The 19,382-nt window shown below is 72.2% G+C and carries 20 protein-coding genes; 5 read left to right on the top strand and 15 right to left on the bottom strand.

Annotation, left to right across the window (positions count from 1 at the left end; translation table 11 throughout):
* Nucleotides 1-44: 44 nt before the first annotated feature.
* From tatA to pafA, 4 genes are all read right to left on the bottom strand, one after another.
* Nucleotides 45-305 (bottom strand): Sec-independent protein translocase subunit TatA, encoded by a 261-nt coding sequence (gene tatA, locus F1734_RS14350; RefSeq protein WP_026138124.1) that lies wholly within the window; start codon nt 303-305, stop codon nt 45-47.
* A 95-nt stretch (nt 306-400) separates the two neighbouring features.
* The gene (locus F1734_RS14345; protein WP_017682296.1) at nt 401-1,375 is read right to left on the bottom strand and encodes a helix-turn-helix transcriptional regulator; all 975 of its coding nucleotides are present in this window, start codon (nt 1,373-1,375) and stop codon (nt 401-403) included.
* On the bottom strand, nt 1,372-2,412 hold the full coding sequence (locus tag F1734_RS14340; protein WP_119699797.1) for a helix-turn-helix transcriptional regulator: 1,041 nt from the start codon (nt 2,410-2,412) through the stop codon (nt 1,372-1,374). The genes F1734_RS14345 and F1734_RS14340 overlap by 4 nt, the downstream gene beginning before the upstream one ends.
* 80 nt (nt 2,413-2,492) lie before the next feature.
* A complete protein-coding gene (gene pafA / locus F1734_RS14335) occupies nt 2,493-3,851 on the bottom strand; it encodes a Pup--protein ligase (protein WP_003937216.1) in 1,359 nt (452 codons plus the stop codon).
* Nucleotides 3,852-3,915: 64 nt separating this feature from the next.
* Between pafA and F1734_RS14330 the strand changes: the two genes are divergently transcribed.
* Nucleotides 3,916-5,388, top strand: a complete 1,473-nt coding sequence (locus tag F1734_RS14330; RefSeq protein ID WP_203011872.1) for a bifunctional phosphatase PAP2/diacylglycerol kinase family protein — start codon at nt 3,916-3,918, stop codon at nt 5,386-5,388.
* Here F1734_RS14330 and prcA read toward each other — a convergent pair.
* From prcA to arc, 6 genes are all read right to left on the bottom strand, one after another.
* Entirely contained in the window at nt 5,376-6,152 is a 777-nt protein-coding gene (prcA, locus tag F1734_RS14325) for a proteasome subunit alpha (protein WP_064066610.1), read from the bottom strand. The two genes, F1734_RS14330 and prcA, sit on opposite strands and share 13 nt — an antisense overlap.
* Nucleotides 6,149-6,967 carry a proteasome subunit beta gene (gene prcB, locus F1734_RS14320; protein WP_017681810.1) on the bottom strand — a complete coding sequence of 273 codons (819 nt, stop codon included), beginning with the start codon at nt 6,965-6,967 and terminating at the stop codon, nt 6,149-6,151. Before prcB ends, prcA begins: the two co-directional genes overlap by 4 nt.
* A 44-nt stretch (nt 6,968-7,011) precedes the next feature.
* Nucleotides 7,012-7,203, bottom strand: coding sequence for a ubiquitin-like protein Pup (locus F1734_RS14315; protein WP_003937722.1), 192 nt, complete (start codon nt 7,201-7,203; stop codon nt 7,012-7,014).
* 138 nt (nt 7,204-7,341) lie between these two features.
* Nucleotides 7,342-8,835 (bottom strand): depupylase/deamidase Dop, encoded by a 1,494-nt coding sequence (gene dop / locus F1734_RS14310; RefSeq protein WP_010596453.1) that lies wholly within the window; start codon nt 8,833-8,835, stop codon nt 7,342-7,344.
* Nucleotides 8,836-8,845: 10 nt separating this feature from the next.
* Complete coding sequence (locus F1734_RS14305) at nt 8,846-9,268, bottom strand: nitroreductase family deazaflavin-dependent oxidoreductase (protein WP_203010713.1); 423 nt, start codon at nt 9,266-9,268, stop codon at nt 8,846-8,848.
* A gap of 73 nt (nt 9,269-9,341) precedes the next feature.
* Complete coding sequence (arc, locus tag F1734_RS14300) at nt 9,342-11,126, bottom strand: proteasome ATPase (RefSeq protein WP_099527978.1); 1,785 nt, start codon at nt 11,124-11,126, stop codon at nt 9,342-9,344.
* A 173-nt stretch (nt 11,127-11,299) separates the two neighbouring features.
* Between arc and F1734_RS14295 the strand changes: the two genes are divergently transcribed.
* The gene (locus F1734_RS14295; protein ID WP_140188617.1) at nt 11,300-11,782 is read left to right on the top strand and encodes a WKL family lipoprotein; all 483 of its coding nucleotides are present in this window, start codon (nt 11,300-11,302) and stop codon (nt 11,780-11,782) included.
* Between the two features lie 24 nt (nt 11,783-11,806).
* Here the strand turns inward: F1734_RS14295 and F1734_RS14290 are convergent, their stop codons facing one another.
* Nucleotides 11,807-12,658 (bottom strand): tRNA (adenine-N1)-methyltransferase, encoded by an 852-nt coding sequence (locus F1734_RS14290; protein ID WP_010596458.1) that lies wholly within the window; start codon nt 12,656-12,658, stop codon nt 11,807-11,809.
* A 70-nt stretch (nt 12,659-12,728) separates the two neighbouring features.
* On the opposite strand from F1734_RS14290, the gene F1734_RS14285 reads away from it, so the two are divergent.
* From F1734_RS14285 to F1734_RS14275, 3 genes are all read left to right on the top strand, one after another.
* Complete coding sequence (locus F1734_RS14285; protein ID WP_203010712.1) at nt 12,729-13,610, top strand: RecB family exonuclease; 882 nt, start codon at nt 12,729-12,731, stop codon at nt 13,608-13,610.
* Nucleotides 13,607-14,422, top strand: coding sequence for a thioesterase family protein (locus tag F1734_RS14280; RefSeq protein WP_010596460.1), 816 nt, complete (start codon nt 13,607-13,609; stop codon nt 14,420-14,422). The genes F1734_RS14285 and F1734_RS14280 overlap by 4 nt, the downstream gene beginning before the upstream one ends.
* Nucleotides 14,423-14,518: 96 nt before the next feature.
* Nucleotides 14,519-16,315: an alpha/beta fold hydrolase gene (locus F1734_RS14275; protein WP_072786404.1), complete on the top strand. Its 1,797-nt coding sequence runs from the start codon at nt 14,519-14,521 to the stop codon at nt 16,313-16,315.
* 22 nt (nt 16,316-16,337) lie between these two features.
* Here F1734_RS14275 and hisG read toward each other — a convergent pair whose 3' ends face one another.
* The 4 genes from hisG to trhO all read right to left on the bottom strand — a co-directional run bounded on the left by hisG (nt 16,338) and on the right by trhO (nt 19,381).
* Nucleotides 16,338-17,201 carry an ATP phosphoribosyltransferase gene (gene hisG, locus F1734_RS14270; protein WP_010596462.1) on the bottom strand — a complete coding sequence of 288 codons (864 nt, stop codon included), beginning with the start codon at nt 17,199-17,201 and terminating at the stop codon, nt 16,338-16,340.
* A 105-nt stretch (nt 17,202-17,306) separates the two neighbouring features.
* The gene (locus F1734_RS14265; protein ID WP_003937712.1) at nt 17,307-17,570 is read right to left on the bottom strand and encodes a phosphoribosyl-ATP diphosphatase; all 264 of its coding nucleotides are present in this window, start codon (nt 17,568-17,570) and stop codon (nt 17,307-17,309) included.
* Nucleotides 17,571-17,630: 60 nt separating this feature from the next.
* Nucleotides 17,631-18,518: a pseudouridine synthase gene (locus F1734_RS14260; protein ID WP_026138018.1), complete on the bottom strand. Its 888-nt coding sequence runs from the start codon at nt 18,516-18,518 to the stop codon at nt 17,631-17,633.
* Nucleotides 18,519-18,520: 2 nt separating this feature from the next.
* On the bottom strand, nt 18,521-19,381 hold the full coding sequence (trhO, locus tag F1734_RS14255) for an oxygen-dependent tRNA uridine(34) hydroxylase TrhO (protein WP_010596464.1): 861 nt from the start codon (nt 19,379-19,381) through the stop codon (nt 18,521-18,523).
* Between the last annotated feature and the right edge of the window lies 1 nt (nt 19,382).

Genomic DNA, 19,382 nt, shown 5'->3' with positions numbered 1-19,382 from the left:
AGGACCGGGACATCCGCGCGGATGTCCCGGTCAGGGTAGTACGGTCAGGCCGAACGCGATTCGGGCTGCGACGTCTGCGTCTGCGGCTCCACGGGGGCCTGGGGCGGCTGGGCCGGCGGCAACGGGCTCGGAGCCGGCTGCTGCGCGGGGCGCGCATCGTCGTTCTGCATCTCCTTGACCTCGCTCTTGAAGATGCGCAGCGACCGGCCGAGACCGCGAGCCGCATCGGGCAGCTTCTTCGAACCGAACAGGATGATCACGACGATCGCGACGATGGCCCAGTGCCAGGGGCTCATTGCACCCATTATCAACCTCCACTGATCTGCTGGCGTCGATGCTACCGGACCGCCCTTGCCGCGGCGCGCCGCACAGGGGCGTTCACAGGGAGTTCGCAGCGGCTTCACACACCGTTCCCGGCGAGCGCGTCGTACGCCGTCAGCGCCGCCTGCGCCCGGTCCCGCACCGCCGCGACCAGCTCCGGCGGGCCGAGCACCCGCACCCCCGCGCCGAGGCCGACGGCCAGGCGCGCCATCCAGTCCAGCGACGCGTAGTGCATCACCGCGTCGACGACGCCGTCCTCGTGGGCCTGCACATCGGTGAGCGGATAGTAGTCGAGCAGCCACCCGTAGCCGGACTCGATGCGCAACCGTGCCGCCGGCAGCGCCGGGTCCCCCGCGAACAGGTCGAGGTGGTCGTCCTCGTCCAGCGCCCGCTCGGGCGGATCCGCCGGTTCGTCGAGTTCGGTGGCGGCGTCGATGCGGTCGAACCGGAACAGCCGCACCCCGTCGGCGGCGCGGCACCAGGCCTGCAGGTAGGTCTGCTCCCCGACCAGCACGATCCGGATCGGATCGACGTCGCGTTCGGACACCGCGTCGCGGGAGGCCGAATAGTAGGTCAGGTGCAGCGCCCGTCCGTGCTGCACGGCCGACCGCACCGTCGCCGCCACCGGATCCTCGGCGACCGGAGGTGTGGGGGCCGGGGGGCGGGCGGTGGCCGCGGCCGTGCCGGCCGCCGCCTCGATCTTCGCGATCGCCCCGAGCGCCGCGGTGGGGTCGACCACACCGGGCATCTCCACCAGCGACCGCAACGCCACCAGCAGCGCCGTGGCCTCGGTGGACGTCAGCCGCAGCGGCCGGTCGATCCCGGCGGTGAAGGTGACCACGATGCTGTCCTCGGAGAACGACAGATCGATCAGGTCGCCGGGACCGTAGCCGGGCAGCCCGCACACCCACAGCTGATTCAGGTCGTCCATGATCTGCTTCGGGGTGACCCCGAGATCGCGCGCGGCCTCGGCGGCGCTGATCCCCGGATGGGCCAGGAAGTAGGGCACCAGGTTCAGCAGCCGGGTCAGCCGACCGGACAGACGTGTGCTCATCGGTGCTCCCCCCGCTCGGCGGCCACGCCGCTGTTCGTGCCGGCGCCGGCCGCGACCGTCGGGGTGGCCAGCACCCGGCCCAGGGTGCGGCGCACCTCCTCGCGCAACTCCGGCGGGTCGAGCACCAGCGCGTCGGCGCCCTGCCCGGCGATCACCCGCCCGATCCACTCCCACGACCGCACCGGCACGTCCAGGACCGTGCCGGGCCGGGCGCCCACCACGCGGCGCTCGTGCTCGGTGCCGAGCCGGCGCAGTTCGAATGCGCGCCCGTCCGCGACCCACACCCGGGCATGACCGGTCACGTCGCCGGTGGCGGTGGCGGCGCGGGCGTGCGCCCGCAGGTCCACCCCCTCGGGGATCCGCACGGCCCCGGCAGGACCGAACTCGGTGATGTCGTCGTCGATCCGGGAGAGCCGGAAGGTGCGCGGCGCCCCCCGGTCCCGGTCGAACCCCACCAGATACCAGCGACCGTGCACCGTGACCACCCCCCACGGCTCGACGGTGCGCTCGGTCCACGGGTCGGTCGGGGAACTGCGGTGCCGGAACCGCACCGCGCGGCGCGCGTCGACGGCGGCGAGCAACCGCCCCAGCACCGGCTCGGAACCGCGACTGCGGGTGGGCATCGCGGTGATCGCGCCCGCCGGATCGGCATCGACCTGCACCCCGGCGGCGCGCAGCTTGAGCAGCGCGCCCTGCGCCGCGGAGGTGAGCTCCGGCGACTCCCACAGCGCCGCCGCCACCGCGACCGCCGCGGCCTCGGCGCTGGTCAGTTCGATCTCGGGCAGTTCGTAGGCGTCGCGGTTGATGCGGTAGCCCTCGACGGTGGAGAACCGGGACGGCATGCCGGTCTCGAGGGGGATCCCCAGATCGCGCAGCTCGTTCTTGTCGCGTTCGAACATGCGACTGAACGCCTCGTCGCTGCCCGAGTCGTCGTATCCGGCGACGGAGGCGCGGATCTTCTCGGCGGTGAGGAACTGGCGGGTGGACAACAGGCAGATGACCAGGTTCACCAGCCGCTCGACTTTGGAATTCGCCACGCGGTGCAGCCTAATCCCCCGCCCGCCGGTCGACCCGGTTACCGGACGCAGGCCCCTCTGCCGGCGACCCCGGGGCGCTCCTACATCGAGGCGATGAGCCGTTCGACGCGTTCGTCGACCGAGCGGAACGGGTCCTTGCACAGGACCGTGCGCTGCGCCTGATCGTTGAGCTTGAGGTGCACCCAGTCCACGGTGAAGTCGCGGCCCGCGTCCTGCGCGGCGGCGATGAAGTCGCCGCGCAGCTTCGCCCGGGTGGTCTGCGGCGGGGTGTGCACGGCCGCGTCGACGGACTCGTCGTCGGTCAGCCGCGTGGCCAGGCCCTTGCGCTGAAGCAGGTCGAACACCCCGCGCCCGCGTTTGATGTCGTGGTACGCCAGGTCCAGCTGGGCGATCTTCGGGTCGGACAGCTCCAGGTCGTAGCGGTCCTGGTAGCGCTGGAACAGCTTGCGCTTGATCACCCAGTCGACCTCGGTTTCGACCTTCGCGAAGTCCTGCGACTCGACCGCGTCGAGCACCCGGCCCCACAGATCCACCACCTGCTCGACGTGCGGATCGGGTTCGCGGGTGCGCAGGTACTCCACCGCCCGGCCGTGATACTCGCGCTGGATGTCGAGGGCGCTGGCCTGCCGGCCACCGGCCAGGCGCACCGGCCTGCGCCCGGTCAGGTCGTGGCTGACCTCCCGGATGGCCCGGATCGGATTGTCGAGCGCGAAGTCGCGGAACGCCACCCCGGCCTCGATCATCTCGAGCACCAGCGACGCGGAGCCGACCTTGAGCATCGTGGTGGTCTCGGACATGTTCGAGTCCCCGACGATCACGTGCAACCGCCGGTACTTCTCGGCGTCGGCGTGCGGCTCGTCGCGGGTGTTGATGATCGGCCGGGACCGGGTGGTCGCCGACGACACGCCCTCCCAGATGTGCTCGGCGCGCTGCGACAGGCAGAACGTGGCCGCCTTGGGGGTCTGCAGCACCTTCCCGGCGCCGCAGATCAACTGCCGCGTCACCAGGAACGGCAGCAGCACGTCCGAGATGCGGGAGAACTCCCCCGCCCGCACCACGAGGTAGTTCTCGTGGCAGCCGTAGGAGTTGCCGGCCGAGTCGGTGTTGTTCTTGAACAGGTAGATGTCCCCGCCGATGCCCTCCTCGGCGAGGCGCTGCTCGGCGTCGATCAGCAGTTCCTCGAGCACCCGCTCGCCGGCGTGATCGTGCTCGACGAGCTGGAGAAGGTCGTCGCATTCGGCCGTGGCGTACTCCGGGTGCGACCCGACGTCCAGGTACAGGCGCGCCCCGTTGCGGAGGAACACGTTCGAGCTGCGCCCCCAGGACACCACCCGGCGGAACAGATACCGGGCGACCTCGTCCGGGCTCAGCCGCCGGTGCCCGTGGAAGGTGCACGTGACGCCGAACTCCGTCTCGATGCCCATGATTCGTCGCTGCACACTTCGACAGTACCGCGCGGAATCACCGAGCATGAGCCGCAACGGGATTACCGTCGAACCCGTGATGTTCGCCCCCGCACTGTTGACACGCCTGGACCGGTCCCTGTTCGCGGGCAGCGCCGCCCTGCGGCCCTCCCCCGCCGACCCCGTGCTGCGCGGCCTGAGCCGCGCCGCCGACCACGGTCGGCTGTGGCTGGGCTGCGCCGCGGCGTGCGCCGCGATGGGCGGACGGCCCCGGCGCGGCGCCGTCCGCGGCCTGCTGGCCCTGGGCGGGGCCAGCGCCCTGGCCAACGGGGTGCTCAAGCCGCTGCTGCCGCGCCGCCGCCCCCCGGCCCGGCAGGACGGGCCGCTGCGCCGCTCGCTGCCGACGCCACGCTCGTCGTCGTTCCCGTCCGGGCATTCGGCGTCGGCGGCGGCCTTCGCCACCGGGATGGCCCTCGAATCCCCGCTGGCGGGGGCCGTGCTCGCGCCGGTGGCCGCGGCGGTCGCCTACTCCCGGGTGCACACCGGGGTGCACTGGCCGGCCGACGTGGTCACCGGCGTCGCCCTCGGCACGGCGGTGGCCCTGGCCACACGGCGCTGGTGGGCGGTCCGCACCGAGGAGCCCGCCCGGCTGGGCCCACCCGCCCCGGCCCCCGCCCTGCCGCAGGGCCGGGACCTGCTGGTGCTGGTCAACCCCGACGCGGGCCGGGACGACGGCGCGGACGCGATCGCCGCGGCGCTGCCCCGGGCACGGGTGATCGTCCTCGACCCGGACCAGGAGTTCACCGCCCAACTCGACCGGTACGTCGCCGAGCACGCCCCCGCGGCGCTCGGCGTACACGGCGGGGACGGCACCGTGCGGGCCGCGGCCGGCGCGGCCGTGGCGCACGGCCTGCCGCTGGCGGTGTTCCCGGGCGGCACCCTGAACCATTTCGCGCGCGACGCCGGGCTGCTCGACCTGGAGCAGACCGTGCGCGCGGTCGAGCGCGGGCAGGCCCAGCGCGTGGATCTCGGCCGGGTACAGGTCGACAGGTCCGGGCCGGAGGGTGGCCCGGTGTTCGTCAACACCGCCAGCGTGGGCGGCTATCCGGACTCGGTGCGGCTGCGCGAACGCTGGGAGCCGCGGATCGGCAAGTGGCCGGCCGCCGCGGCGGCGTTGGCCGCGGTCCTCGCGACCGCGAGCCCGCTGCGGGTGTCGCTGGACGGGGTGCCCACCGCGGTGTGGTTGCTGTTCGTCGGCAACGGACGGTACGCACCGGACGATCGGGTGCCGATGTCACGGCCCCGCCTCGACACCGGGACCCTGGACGTGCGGTATCTGCGGGCCGATCTGCACTGGTCGCGGACGCGACTGCTCGCGGCCGCGGCCACCGGCAGCCTCGCCGGGTCCCCGATCCACGTGCGGCGCGATGCGCCGGCGCTGTCGGTGCGGGTGCGTGACGGGCGGGTCGCCCTGGCCACCGACGGTGAGGTCCTCGCCGAGGGCACGCGGTTCGAGTTCCGCAGCGCCCCCGGCGCGCTGACCGTCTACCGGCCCGTCGATCAGGAACCCTGAGCGGGCTCCGCTCCGTCCGCCCCGGCGGTGTCACTGCCCGCCCCGGCGGTGTCACTGCCCGGCAGCAACTGGTCGAGCGCGGCGCCGGTGATGCGGCGGAACGCGCGGCGCGGGCGGGGCTTCTCGAGCACCGCCACCTCGAGTTCGGCGCGGCCGAGCACCCGGGTGCCGTTCTCGGGTCCGGCGGCGGGCACCTGCTGCAAGGCCTGCACTGCGACCTGCACCGCCTCGGCGAGGGACAGCCCCGGCCGGTACGACTCGCGTAGCGCGGTGGCGATGGGTTCGGTGTGCCCACCCATCACCACGAACTGCGGTTCGTCGACGATCGACCCGTCGTAGGTGATGCGGTACAGCTGCGCCGTGTCGGCGGACTCGGCGCGGCCGACCTCGGCGACGCAGATCTCCACCTCGTACGGCTTGGGCTGCTCGGTGAAGATGGTGCCCAGGGTCTGGGCGTAGGCGTTGGCCAGCGACCGCACGGTCACATCGCGCCGGTCGTAGGAATAGCCGCGCATGTCGGCGTGCACGATCCCGGCGCGCCGCAGGTTCTCGAACTCGTTGTACTTGCCGACCGCGGCGAATCCGATGCGGTCGTACAGTTCACTGACCTTGTGCAGGGCCTTCGACGGGTTCTCGGCAACGAACACCACCCCGTCGGCGTAGATCAGCACGACCACACTGCGGCCCCGCGCGATGCCCTTGCGCGCCAGTTCCGAGCGATCGCGCATGATCTGCTCGGCGGACGCATAGTACGGCAGCGTCACAGCGCACCTCCCTGCCCGGACTCGGTGACGGTGCGGTCCGCGACGACGGTGCGGGCCAGCTCGGACAATGTCTGCTCCGGTACCTCGACAGCGCCGTCGGCGGTGATGACCACCGCGGTGGGATAGATGCCGCGGGCGGTGTCCGGGCCGCCGGTGGCGGTGTCGTCGTCGGCGGCGTCGTAGAGGGCCTCGACGACGGTGCGCAGCGCCGCCGCCTGGTCCGCGTCGGCGCGGTAGAGCTTCTTGAGCGACGACTTGGCGAACAACGACCCCGAGCCCACCGCGTGGTAGCCGGCGCGCTCCTCGTAGCGGCCCCCCACCACGTCGTAGGACACGATCCGGCCGGCGCGCTGCGGGTCCGGTGCCTCGAGGTCGTAGCCGACCAGCAGCGGGACCACCGCCAGGCCCTGCATCGCGGCCCCGAGGTTGCCGCGCACCATCGACGACAACCGGTTGGCCTTACCGTCGAAGGTCAGCGGGACACCTTCGATCTTCTCGTAGTGCTCGAGTTCCACCGCGAACAGGCGCACGAGCTCGACGGCCAGCCCGGCGGTGCCGGCGATCCCGGCCGCGGAGTAGCTGTCGGTGACGAACACCTTCTGCACGTCCCGGCTGGCCACCATGTTGCCCATGGTGGCGCGCCGGTCACCGGCGATCAGCACCCCACCGGCGAACGTCACCGCGACGATCGTGGTGCCGTGCGGGGCGATGTCCGCGTCGGCGCCGCGCAGCCCGGGACGGTTCTCCGGCAGCAGTTCCGGCGCGTGCAGGCGCAGGTGGTCGGAGAACGAGGACAGCGGGGAACCGAACGGCATGTGCGGCGGGTGGACGGGGAACGGGATCGGCGAACGCTCCGCTGTCACTGGCCGCCCTTCTGCACGTACGCACGCACGAAGTCCTCGGCGTTCTCCTCGAGCACGTCGTCGATCTCGTCGAGCAGGTCGTCGGTCTCGGCCGCGAGCTTCTCGCGTCGTTCCTGACCGGCACCGCCGTCGCCGACGACCTCGTCGTCGTCGCCTCCGCCACCGCGTGTGGTCCGCTCCTGAGCCATAGCGGTCGACCTCCTCGTTCGTTCGTGGGGCCCGCCCCGGCCGCGACCGGCGCGAGCACCGACTGCTCGGACCTCCACCCTACCGAGCAGATGCGACACTCCGCGCGACTACGCGCGTGTCGCGCCCGCCCGGGCGGGTCAGCTGGTCAGTTCGTCGACCAGCGCGGCCGCCGAATCCACCGAGTCGAGCAACTTGCCGACGTGCGCGCGGCTGCCGCGCAGCGGCTCGAGGGTGGGGATGCGCACCAGCGATTCGCCGCCCAGGTCGAAGATCACCGAGTCCCAGCTGGCGGCGGCGATGTCGGCGCCGAACCGGCGCAGGCATTCGCCGCGGAAGAACGCGCGGGTGTCCGACGGCGGGGTATGCACCGCGTCGAGCACATCCTGCTCGGCGACCAGGCGCTCCATCGAGCCGCGGGCGACGAGCCGGTTGTACAGGCCCTTGTCCAGCCGCACGTCGGAGTACTGCAGGTCCACCAGATGCAGCCGCGGTGCCGACCACGCCAGGCCCTCCCGGTTGCGGAACCCCTCGAGCAGGCGCAGTTTCGCCGGCCAGTCCAGCAGGTGCGCGCAGTCCATGGGGTCGCGTTCGAGCAGGTCGAGGACCATCGCCCACTTGTCGAGGATGTCGCGGACCCGCTTGTCGTCGGTGCCGTCGTGGAACGTCGCGACCCGCTCGTGGTAGATCCGCTGCAGGGCCAGGCCGGTCAGCTCCCGGCCGTCGGTCAGGGCCACGGTCTTGCGCAGCGTGGGGTCGTGGCTGATGTGGTGCACGGCGGTGACCGGCCGCGCCAGCTGCAGATCCGACAGGTCCACACCGGCCTCGATCAGATCCAGCACCAGCGCGGTGGTGCCGACCTTGAGGTAGGTCGACATCTCGGCGAGGTTGGCGTCGCCGATGATCACATGCAGGCGCCGGTACTTGTCGGCGTCGGCGTGCGGCTCGTCGCGGGTGTTGATGATGCCCCGCTTGAGGGTGGTCTCGAGCCCGACCTCGACCTCGATGTAGTCGGCGCGCTGCGACAACTGGAATCCGGCCTCGTCGCCGGACTGGCCGATGCCGACCCGGCCGGAGCCGGTGATCACCTGCCGGGAGACGAAGAACGGGGTCAACCCCGCGACCACCGCCGAGAACGGCGTGTCGCGGGCCATGAGGTAGTTCTCGTGGGTGCCGTACGAGGCGCCCTTGCCGTCGACGTTGTTCTTGTACAACTGCAGGCGCGGCGCGCCGGGCACGCTCGAGGCGTGCCGGGCGGCCGCCTCCATCACCCGTTCGCCGGCCTTGTCCCAGATGACCGCGTCGAGGGGGTCGGTGACCTCCGGCGCCGAGTACTCCGGGTGGGCGTGGTCGACGTACAGCCGGGCGCCGTTGGTGAGGATCATGTTGGCGGCGCCGACCTCGTCGGCGTCGATGACCGGGGCCGGGCCGTTGAACCGGCCCAGGTCGAAGCCGCGGGCGTCGCGCAGGGGGGATTCGACCTCGTAGTCCCAGCGGGTGCGCTTGGCGCGGGGCACGCCCTCAGCGGCCGCGTACGCCAGCACCGCCTGGGTGGACGTGAGGATCGGGTTCGCTGTGGGCTCGTTGGGTGAGGAGATCCCGTACTCGACCTCGATGCCGATGATCCGCTGCATGACGTCGAGGTTAGGCGATCGGCGCCGGGTCGGGCGGGCCGGGACGGGCGGAAGGTGGGGCGACGGCGGTGTCGAGAAACTCCACCGAGCCGGTCGCGCGCAGAACCTGGCGGACCCCGGGCGGCGCCCAGCCCGCCGTCGGGTCGCGGCCGAGGACGGGGTCGACGAGGTCGAGACGGCGGCCGCGGTGGTGCAGGGTGCAGCCGCCCGCGGCACGCACGTTGCGCACCCAGTCGGTCCGGGAACCGTAGGTCAGTGCGATGCGGTAGCCGCCTGCGCGGCCGAACACCAGCACCGGGGTGCGATAGCGGCGCCCGCTGCGCCGGCCGCGATGTTCGACGACCGCCGTGCCCGGCAGGTGCCCGGCGACGGGCCGGGCGAGCCGGTTGGTGACCACCCGGTTGAACCGGGCGAGGGCAAAGGGCAGCGGCACGCTCACCCTCCTGCCGGTCGCGTCGGGGCCCGGTGGGGCCGCCGCTCGGTGCGGCGGCCCCACCGGGACCGCGTCACAGGTACTGGCCGGTGTTCGACTCGGTGTCGATCGCCCGGCTGGCGCTGGCGTTCTTACCGGTGACCAGGGTACGGATGTAGACGATGCGTTCGCCCTTCTTGCCCGAGATCCGTGCCCAGTCGTCCGGGTTGGTGGTGTTGGGCAGGTCCTCGTTCTCGGCGAATTCGTCGACGATGGAGTCGAGCAGGTGCTGCACCCGCAGACCCGGTGCCCCGGTCTCGAGCACCGACTTGATCGCGTACTTCTTGGCGCGGTCGACGATGTTCTGGATCATCGCCCCGGAGTTGAAGTCCTTGAAGTACAGGACCTCCTTGTCACCGTTGGCGTACGTCACCTCGAGGAAGCGGTTCTCCTCGCTCTCGGCGTACATCCGGTCGACGACCCGTTCGATCATCGCGCGCACGCACGCACCGCGGTGCCCGCCGAACTCGGCGAGGTCGTCGGCGTGCACCGGCAGTCCCTCGGTGAGGTACTTGGAGAAGATGTCCAGTGCCGCCTCGGCGTCGGGCCGTTCGATCTTGATCTTCACGTCGAGCCGGCCGGGCCGCAGGATCGCCGGGTCGATCATGTCCTCCCGGTTGGACGCGCCGATCACGATGACGTTCTCGAGGCCCTCGACACCGTCGATCTCCGACAGCAGCTGCGGCACCACCGTGGTCTCGACGTCGGAGGACACCCCGGAGCCGCGGGTGCGGAAGATCGAGTCCATCTCGTCGAAGAACACGATCACCGGGGTGCCTTCGGACGCCTTCTCCCGCGCCCGCTGGAAGATCAACCGGATGTGGCGTTCGGTCTCGCCGACGAACTTGTTGAGCAGTTCGGGGCCCTTGATGTTGAGGAAGTAGGACTTGGCCTCCTTCGAATCCTCGCCGCGGGCCTCGGCGATCTTCTTGGCGAGCGAATTGGCGACGGCCTTGGCGATGAGGGTCTTGCCGCAGCCGGGCGGGCCGTAGAGCAGCACCCCCTTGGGTGGGCGCAGCGCGTATTCCCGGAACAGGTCCTTGTGCAGGAACGGCAGTTCCACCGCGTCGCGGATCTGTTCGATCTGCCGGCCGAGGCCACCGATGTCGTTGTAGTCGACGTCGGGAACCTCTTCGAGGACGAGGTCCTCGACCTCGGCCTTGGGGATGCGCTCGAAGGCGTACCCGGCCTTGCTGTCGACCAGCAGCGAGTCGCCCGGCCGCAGCTTGAACGACGCTTCGGTGTCCTCGCCGCCCTCGCCGACCTCGACGATCCCGGCCGCGGCTGCCGCCGCGGCGGCCAGCGGCGCGGCCAGCCACACGATGCGTTCCTCGTCGGCGTGTCCGACCACGAGGGCGCGGGTGCCGTCGTCGAGGACCTCGCGCAAGGTGGTGATCTCCCCGACCCGCTCGAAGCCGCCGGCTTCGACGACGGTCAGCGCCTCGTTCAACCGGACCGTCTGTCCGGAGACGAACGACTCGGGTTCGAGGTTCGGGGACACGGTGACCCGCATCTTGCGGCCGGAGGTGAACACGTCCACGGTCTGGTCGTCGTAGATGCCGAGCAGCACCCCGTAACCGCTGGGGGGCTGACCGAGCCGGTCGACTTCCTCGCGCAGGGTGATCAGCTGCTGGCGGGCCTCTTTGAGGGTGTCCATCAGCTTGCCGTTGCGCACGGTCAGGGAGTCGATCCGGGCCTCGAGGTCACGGACCTGTTCGGACGGTTCGACGAGCCGCCGCCGCAGGGCGGTCGCCTCGGCGCGCAGCGCTTCGAGTTCTTGTGCCGCCGCAACCGAATCCGGGTTCTCTGTCGAGCTCATGTGCGACTCCCTCCACTATCGGTCATTCCACGCTACCGGCAGACGGCCGACTGTGTGGTGCGACGCGAAATCGGCATGCGGCGAATGCGTGTCGGATTCCTCACGGCGGCGATCCAGGACCCCGCGACCGATGTTAGCCTTGCCTTTCTCGCAGCCGGGTCGAAAGGACTTCCGTGACCACTCGCACCAGGTGGGCAGCTGCCGCCGTCGCCGCCACCGCACTGACCGCGCTGCCGGCCTGCGCCACCGGCGACTCCACCGGTGCCGGCGGGTCGTCCACCGCCGTCCAGTCCACCGCCGTCCAGTCCACCGCCGCCCCGTCCGCCGCGTCCGCGGCCGAACTCGACGCCGTGCTGGCGACGTTCTTCGACCCGGCGGTGCCGGCGGCCGACAAGACCGCGATCGTCGAGAACGGCGCGGCGCGGGCCGCGCTGCTCGAACAGTTCAACGGGGTGCTCGCCGGCTACCCGCTCACCGCCGACGTCGACACCGTCGAGTCCGTCGACGGCGACACGGTCACGGCGACCGTGCAGGTCACCGGCCCGCACGGCGGCGCCCCGATGCCGATGACGTTCGAGCGGGAGGACGGAACCTGGCACCTGGCGGACGAGAGCACCTGCCAGGTCCTGGCGATGGGGTCCCTGACCTGCCGGTGACCGAGCGCTCGGCCCCCGGCCGGATCAGCCCTTGCTCGGCCGGCGCTGCGGCTTCGGCGTGACGGTGCCCTCGGCGAGACGGCGGGCGCTGACCAGGAACGCGGTGTGCCCCTGCATCCGGTGCTCCGGCCGCACCGCCAGACCCACCACGTGCCAGCCGCGCACCATCGACTCCCACGACCGCGGTTCCGTCCAGCAGGTCTGCTCCCGCAGCGCCTCGACCACCTTCGACAGCTGAGTCACCGTCGCCACGTACACGATCAGCACCCCACCGGGCACCAGCGCCTTCGCCGCCGTCGGCAGAGCATCCCACGGGGCCAGCATGTCCAGCACCACCCGGTCGACCGGACCGTGCCGGTCCAGGTCGTAGTCCGCGACGTCCCCCACCGTCAGATCCCAGTTCCCGGGACGCTGCCCGAAGAAGGTCTCGACGTTGCGCACCGCATGCTCGGCGTGATCCTCGCGCACCTCGTAGGACACCACCCGGCCGGTCGGTCCCACCGCCCGCAGCAGCGAACAGGTCAGCGCACCCGAACCGGCACCGGCCTCGAGTACCCGGGCGCCGGGGAACACATCACCCTCGTGCACGATCTGCGCGGCGTCCTTCGGGTAGATCACCTGCGCCCCACGCGGCATGGACAGCACGTAGTCCGTCAGCAGCGGCCGCAACGCCAGATACGGGGTGCCGTTCGTGGAGGTGACGACGCTGCCCTCGTCCGCGCCGAGCAGCGCGTCGTGCAGGATCCCGCCCCGGTGGGTGTGGAACTCCTTGCCCGCCTCGAGCACCACCGTGTACTTGCGGCCCTTGGCGTCGGTGAGCTGCACCCGGTCACCGACCTCGAACGGTCCGCTGCGCCCGAGTCCACCTGCTGCCATCGCCGTATCCACCTTCGTCCGCTCCACCGGGACCGACACCGTGTCGGTCCCGGGCCATACCCTGCCAGGTGTGAACCCGGCCGCGACCACGCCCCCCACCGACGACCGGCCCGCGGCACCGCGGCCACCGGCGCTGTCGCCGTCCCGTGCCGCCGACTTCAAACGCTGCCCCCTGCTCTACCGGTTCCGGGCGATCGACCGCATCCCGGAGGTCCCGTCGCGAGCCCAGCTGCGCGGCAGTCTCGTCCACGCAGCCCTCGAAGCGTTGTTCACCCTGCCCGCCGCCGACCGGCTGCCCGCCCCCGCCGCCGAGCTGGTGGCACCGGCCTGGCGGCGGCTCGTCGAGCACGAACCCGCCCTCGCCGAGGTGATCGGCGAGGACCAGCGCGACCGGTTCCTCGCCGAGGCCCGCGCCCTGCTCGCCCGCTACTTCACCCTCGAGGACCCCACCGCGTTCACCCCCGAGGCGTGCGAGCTGCGGGTGGAGACCGACCTGGACGACGGGCCGCGGCTGCGCGGCTTCGTCGACCGGCTCGACATCTCCCCGCAGGGCCTGCTGCGCGTGGTCGACTACAAGACCGGCCGCTCCCCCCGGCCCGACGGCGAGGCGGCGGCACTGTTCCAACTGAAGTTCTACGCCCTGGTGATGCTGCGCACCCGCGGCGTGGTGCCGGCGCGGCTGCGACTGCTGTACCTCGCGGACGGACAGGTGCTCGACTACACCCCCGACCGGGACGAGCTGCGCCGCTTCGAGACCACCCTGCGCGCCCTCTGGGCGGCCGTGCGCACCGCGACCGACGCACAGGACTTCCGGCCCAACCCGGGACCGCTGTGCCGGTGGTGCGATCATCGGGTGCGGTGCCCGGCATTCGGCGGCACCGCCCCGCCCTATCCGGACCGCCCGGACGAACACGCCGGTGCGGACCGCACCGAGGAGGAGACGAACGAGTGAGCGACGCGGCGTACTTCGTGCCGATCGACGGGAGCAACCCCAGCGCCGACGTCGAACGCTTCCAGCCCACCGCGCACACCGTCAGCACGTGGGCACCGACGATGCAGCACGGCGCCCCGCCGTCCGCGCTGCTGGCCCGCGCCCTCGACCGCCACGGCCGACGACCCGACGCCCGACTGACCCGCATCTGCGTCGAACTGCTCGGCCCGGTGCCGCTGACCGAGATCGAGGTCCGCACCCGCATCGACCGCCCCGGCCGCAAGGTCGAACTCGTCGTCGCCGAGCTGTGGGCCGCCGGCCCCGACGGCACCGCCCGCGCCGTGGCCCGCGGCACCGCCTGGCGCATGCAGACCACCGAACTGCCCGAGGTCGCCCACACCGCCGACGCGCCGCTGCCGCCACCCGCTCGCGGCACCGTCGAACACCCCGACGCCGACTTCTGGCAGACCGGGTTCGTGCGCACCCTGGACTGGCGCACCATCACCCCCATCGGGGCGCCCGGGCCGTCGGCAGCGTGGCTGCGCACCGACGTCGCACTCGTCGAGGGCGAAGCCCCCACCCCCGTGGAGCGGCTGTTCACCGTCGCCGACGTCGCCAACGGTGTCGGCTCCAAGCTCGACCCCGCCGAGTGGACATTCCTCAACACCGACCTGACGGTGCACCTGTTCCGGGAACCGACCGGCGAATGGATCGGCATCAGCGCCGAGACCTCCACCGGCCCGGACGGGGTGGGCATGACCGCCGGCGTGCTGTACGACGAGGACGGCGCCGTCGGACGGATCGCGCAGACCGTGCAGGTCCGCCCCCGCTGACCCCGCCGCGGGCACCGACCACCGATCACCGGGCGGACGCCCGCGGACCGTGCCACACTCGACCGGACATTTCGGTCGGCGCCAGGGGAGGACGACATGCCCGCGACCGGTCCCCACCGCCGAGCCCGCGCCGCCACCGCCGCGCTGCGCACGGCACCGTGGTGGACGTCCGTGCTCCTCGGACTCGTCTGTCTGCTGCTCGGCCTGCTGCTCACGACGAGACCGCTGACCTCACTGTCCGCGCTGGGCCTGCTGATCGGCCTGGCCGCGATCACCGCCGGCGCCGCCGACCTGCTCGCCGCGCACCGCTCCCACGCCGGTGCGGCGGCCATCGCCACTGCCCTCGCCTGGATCGGGTTCGGCATCGTCGTCCTCGCCTGGCTCGGCCGGACCCTGGATCTGCTCGCCCCCGCCGTCGCGCTCGCCCTCGTCGTCGGCGGCGCCCTGCGTCTGGCCCGCGCCGCCCGCGGCGACCTCGACGAGCGACTCACCACCGCAGTCCTCGGCCTCGCCGACATCGTGTTCGGTGTCCTCGCCTGGCGCTGGCCCGACGTCACGGTCCTCGTCGTCGCCTTCCTGTTCGGCATCCGCACCGTGTTCTTCGGCCTCACCCGCATCGGCGACGGACTCGCCGCCCTCGACGACCGCACCCCCGGCCCCACCCCGACGGCGCCCCGCCGCACCCCGGCCCGGTACCGGCGACCGGCCGTGGCGGTTCTCGCGCTGCTCGTGGCCGTCGCCGCAGCCGGCGTCGCGGTCCGCCTGCGCGCCGGCTCCCCCGTCGTCGACGCGTTCTACACCGCACCGCACCGGATGCCCGATCATCCCGGCGCGCTGCTGCGCGCCGAACCGTTCACCCGCGCCGTCCCCGACGGCGCCGAGGCCTGGCGCATCCTCTACACCACCACCCGCGACGACAACCAGCCCGCCGTGGCCAGCGCCCTGGTCGTGGTCGCGAAGAACGCCCCGCCCGGACCTCGACCGGTGATCGCCTGGGCCCACGGGACCACCGGTTTCGCCGAACCCTGCGCGCCCACCCTCCTCGACGACCCGCTCGGCGCCGGCGCCCTGCCCGCCGAGTCCGCGCTCCTCGACCGCGGCTGGGCTCTGGTGGCCACCGACTACGTCGGCCTGGGCACCGCAGGCCCGCACCCGTACCTGATCGGGCAGGGCGAAGGACGCTCGGTGCTCGACGCTGTGCGCGCAGCCCACCAGCTCGACCACCTCGACCTCGCCGACCGCACCGTCGTGTGGGGGCACTCGCAGGGCGGGCACGCGGCCCTGTGGGCGGGGCTGCTCGCCCCCACCTACGCCCCGGACACACCCGTCGCCGGGATCGCCGTGATGGCCCCCGCCAGCGACACCGTCGCGCTGACCACCGGACTCGACACCGTTCCCGGCGGCAGCGTGTTCGCCTCGTACGTCCTCGCCGCCTACACCGCGGTCTACGACGACGTCGACGGCGACACCTACGTCGGGCCCGCCGCCCGCACCCTCGTGCGCGAGATGGCGACGAGGTGCCTGTCCGAACCCGCCGTCTACGTCTCGGTCCTGTCGGCACTCTCGCTCAGTCGCGACCGATCCGTGCTGCGCACCGACCCCACTACCGGACCCCTCGGCCGCCGCCTCGCGGAGAACGTCCCCACCGGCACGATGGCCGTGCCCGTCCTGCTCGCGCAGGGCGCCACCGATTCCCTCGTCACCGCCGCCGTGCAGGACGGCTACGTGCGCGACCGCTGCGCCGAGAACTGGGCCCTGGACTACCGCACCTATCCCGGCCGGGACCACCTCGGGCTCGTCGCCGAGGACTCCCCGCTCGTACCCGACCTGCTCACCTGGACCGAACAGCGTCTCGCCGGCACCGCCGCCCCCGGCACCTGCCCCGGGCGCTGACGCGCCGGGCGCTCGGCCGCGGCTACTCGACGCCGCGCATCGCGCGGCACGACCGGATGTCCGTGGCCAGGATCGCCCGCGCCCCGATCCCGGCGAGCCGATCCATCACCGCGTTGTGACCCTTGCGCGGCACCATCGCCCGCACCGCCACCGACGAATCGTCGGCCAGCGGGGAGATCGTCGGTGACTCCAGCCCCGGCGTGATCTGCACGGCCTCGTCGAGCACCGGCTTGGGGCAGTCGTAGTCGAGCATCACGTACTGCTGCGCGAACACCACGCCCTCGATGCGGGCGACGAGCTGATTGCGCGCCGAATCCCCGCGGCTCGCGCCCTCCTGTTCGATCAGCACACCCTCCGAGTCGCACAGCGACTCCCCGAACGCCACCAGATCGTGCTGGCGCAGCGTCCGGCCCGAGCCGACGACATCGGCAATCGCGTCGGCGACGCCGAGCTGAATGGAGATCTCCACCGCACCGTCGAGACGGATCACCGTCGCCTCGATCCCCCGCGCCGCCAGGTCCCGCCGCACCAGATTCGGATACGAGGTGGCGATCCGCAGACCGGCCAGATCCTCGACCTTCCAGTCCCGGCCCCTGGGCGCGGCGTACCGGAACGTGGAGTACCCGAAACCCAGCGCGAGACGCTCGGTGACCGGCGCCGCCGAATCCAACGCCAGATCGCGGCCGGTGATCCCCAGATCGAGCTCGCCGGACCCGACGTAGATGGCGATGTCCTTCGGGCGCAGGAAGAAGAACTCGACGTCGTTGACCGGGTCGATGACGGTCAGATCGCGCGAGTCGGTGCGGCGCCGGTATCCGGCCTCACGCAGGATCTCGGCGGCGGACTCGGACAACGAGCCCTTGTTCGGAACTGCGACGCGCAGCATGGACGGTCCTTTCGGCAACGGTGCGAACAGCAAGGGGCGGGAAAACGTGCGGGAGGTCTCGCGGGCACGACGGCCGGCCACGGGCCACGGCCCGGCGGCGCGCCGTCACAGATGCTTGTAGACGTCCTCGAGCTTCAGTCCCCGGCCGACCATCAGCACCTGCACCCAGTACAGCAACTGCGAAATCTCCTCCGCCAGCTGTTCGTCGCTCTGGTACTCGGCGGCGATCCACACCTCGCCGGCCTCCTCGATCACCTTCTTGCCCTGGGCATGGACCCCGGCGTCGAGGGCGGCGACGGTGCCGGACCCCTCGGGACGGGTGACGGCACGCTCGGACAGCTCGGCGAACAGGGAATCGAAGGTCTTCACGGGGGTTCATTGTTTCATGACCGCGGCACGCTCCCGCACCCAGTGTCCCCCGCCGGACCGTCAGAACCCGAGGGTGAGGCCGCTGTCGAACCGGCGCCGCCGCCCGGTGCGCGGATCGTCGAACTCGACGGTCCGCGCCAGCAGGCGCAACGGATCGGAGAAGTCGTCCGGCGCGCGGCGCCGCAGCCGCGGATAGAAGTTGTCCCCCACGATCGGCGCGCCCAGCGAGTTCAGGTGCAGCCGCAGCTGATGGGTGCGCCCGGTCCGGGGATGGAGCCGGTACCGGGCCAGCGCGCCGCGCCGCTCCACCAACTCGATCCACGTCTCGGAGTTGGCCTCGCCGGGCTCCTCCACCGCCGTGAGCTCACCGTGCCGCTTCCGGATGCGGCTGCGCACCGTGCGGGGGAACTCGAGTCCGGGCCGGTAGGGGGCGATCGCCTCGTACACCTTGCGCACCCGCTGCCGTTCGAACAGCTGCTGGTACAGCCCCCGCAACGCCGGGTCGACGGTGCACAGCAGCACGCCCGCCGTCATCCGGTCCAGACGGTGCACCGGCACCAGCTCCGGCAGACCGAGTTCGCGGCGCAGCCGTACCACCACCGTCTCCCGGATGTGCGCGCCCCGCGGGATCGTCGCCAGGAAGTGCGGCTTGTCCACGACGACCAGCCCCTCGTCGCGGTGCAGGACGGTCACCGGGAACGGCACCGGCACCTCCGGCGGCGGCTCGCGGTAGAAGTACACGAACCGACCCGGCTGGTAGCCGGTGTCCTCGGTCACCGGCCGGCCGTGCTCGTCGACGAGTTCCCCGGCCGCGACGTGGCGCTGCCAGTCCTCACCGGGTTCGGCGCGGTGCAGGAACCCCAGGATCGTGCGGGCCGGATCGGTCACCGGCAGCCGCAGCCGATCGGGGCCGAGACCGTCGCGCACCGGCAGCGGCGGCGCGGCCACGGTCAAGGCCCGGCCGGGTCCGGCACGCACGCCTCGCACACCAGGCTCAGCTCCCGGCCGTTGATGTCCGGGTGGTTGCGGTAGCGCGAGGTCGGGGCCCCGCACACCGCGCACCGCCCCAGCACCGCCGCCGCGTCCGAGAACTCGACGTTCATCCGGCCGTCGAAGACGTACAGCGAACCCTCCCACAGCCCGTCGTCGCCGAACGTCTCGCCGTAGCGGACGATGCCGCCGTCGAGCTGATACACCTGCTCGAACCCGCGGTTGCGCATCAACGCGGACAGCACCTCGCAGCGCACCCCGCCCGTGCAGTAGGTCACCACCGGCCGCGACTTGAGATGGTCGTAGCGGCCGCTGTCGAGCACCGACACGAACTCGCGCGTGGTCGCCACGTCCGGCACCACCGCCCCACGGAACCGGCCGATCTGCGCCTCGAACGCGTTGCGTCCGTCGAAGAACACCACCTCGTCGCCGCGCTCGCCGATCAACTCGTGCAGCCCGTGCGGCGACAGCGGCACACCACCGCCGACCACCCCGTGCTCGTCGACCTTCACCTCGTGCGGCGCCCCGAACGTCACGATCTCCGGCCGCACCCGCACCGACAGGCGCGGAAAGTCCCGCCCGGTCCCGTCCGACCATTTGATGTCGGCGTCGGCGAACGGCGCGTACGCGCGGGTGCCGCGCACGTACCGCTTCACGGCGGCGATGTCGCCGCCGACGGTGGCGTTGATGCCGTGCTCGGAGATGAGGATGCGGCCGGTGAGCCCGTTCGACGCCGCCAGGGTGTGCTGCCACAACCGGATCGCCTCCGGATCGGCCAGCGGGGTGAACCGGTAGAACAACACGATCTTCGGGATCGCCACC

This window comes from Rhodococcus ruber (assembly GCF_016804345.1).
Classification (GTDB): Bacteria; Actinomycetota; Actinomycetes; order Mycobacteriales; family Mycobacteriaceae; genus Rhodococcus; species Rhodococcus ruber.
This window is presented reverse-complemented; position numbering and strand designations above follow the sequence as displayed.

What these genes read in the sequence shown, in the direction of transcription:
- F1734_RS14290 (WP_010596458.1), bottom strand. Translation starts at nt 12,658, where the DNA reads ATGGCAGCAGGTGGACTCGGGCGCAGCGGACCGTTCGAGGTCGGTGAC.
- F1734_RS14345 (WP_017682296.1), bottom strand. Translation starts at nt 1,375, where the DNA reads ATGAGCACACGTCTGTCCGGTCGGCTGACCCGGCTGCTGAACCTGGTG.
- tatA (WP_026138124.1), bottom strand. Translation starts at nt 305, where the DNA reads ATGGGTGCAATGAGCCCCTGGCACTGGGCCATCGTCGCGATCGTCGTG.
- dop (WP_010596453.1), bottom strand. Translation starts at nt 8,835, where the DNA reads ATGCAGCGGATCATCGGCATCGAGGTCGAGTACGGGATCTCCTCACCC.
- prcB (WP_017681810.1), bottom strand. Translation starts at nt 6,967, where the DNA reads ATGCCGTTCGGTTCCCCGCTGTCCTCGTTCTCCGACCACCTGCGCCTG.
- hisG (WP_010596462.1), bottom strand. Translation starts at nt 17,201, where the DNA reads ATGCTGCGCGTCGCAGTTCCGAACAAGGGCTCGTTGTCCGAGTCCGCC.
- F1734_RS14330 (WP_203011872.1), top strand. Translation starts at nt 3,916, where the DNA reads ATGTTCGCCCCCGCACTGTTGACACGCCTGGACCGGTCCCTGTTCGCG.
- F1734_RS14275 (WP_072786404.1), top strand. Translation starts at nt 14,519, where the DNA reads ATGCCCGCGACCGGTCCCCACCGCCGAGCCCGCGCCGCCACCGCCGCG.
- F1734_RS14315 (WP_003937722.1), bottom strand. Translation starts at nt 7,203, where the DNA reads ATGGCTCAGGAGCGGACCACACGCGGTGGCGGAGGCGACGACGACGAG.
- arc (WP_099527978.1), bottom strand. Translation starts at nt 11,126, where the DNA reads ATGAGCTCGACAGAGAACCCGGATTCGGTTGCGGCGGCACAAGAACTC.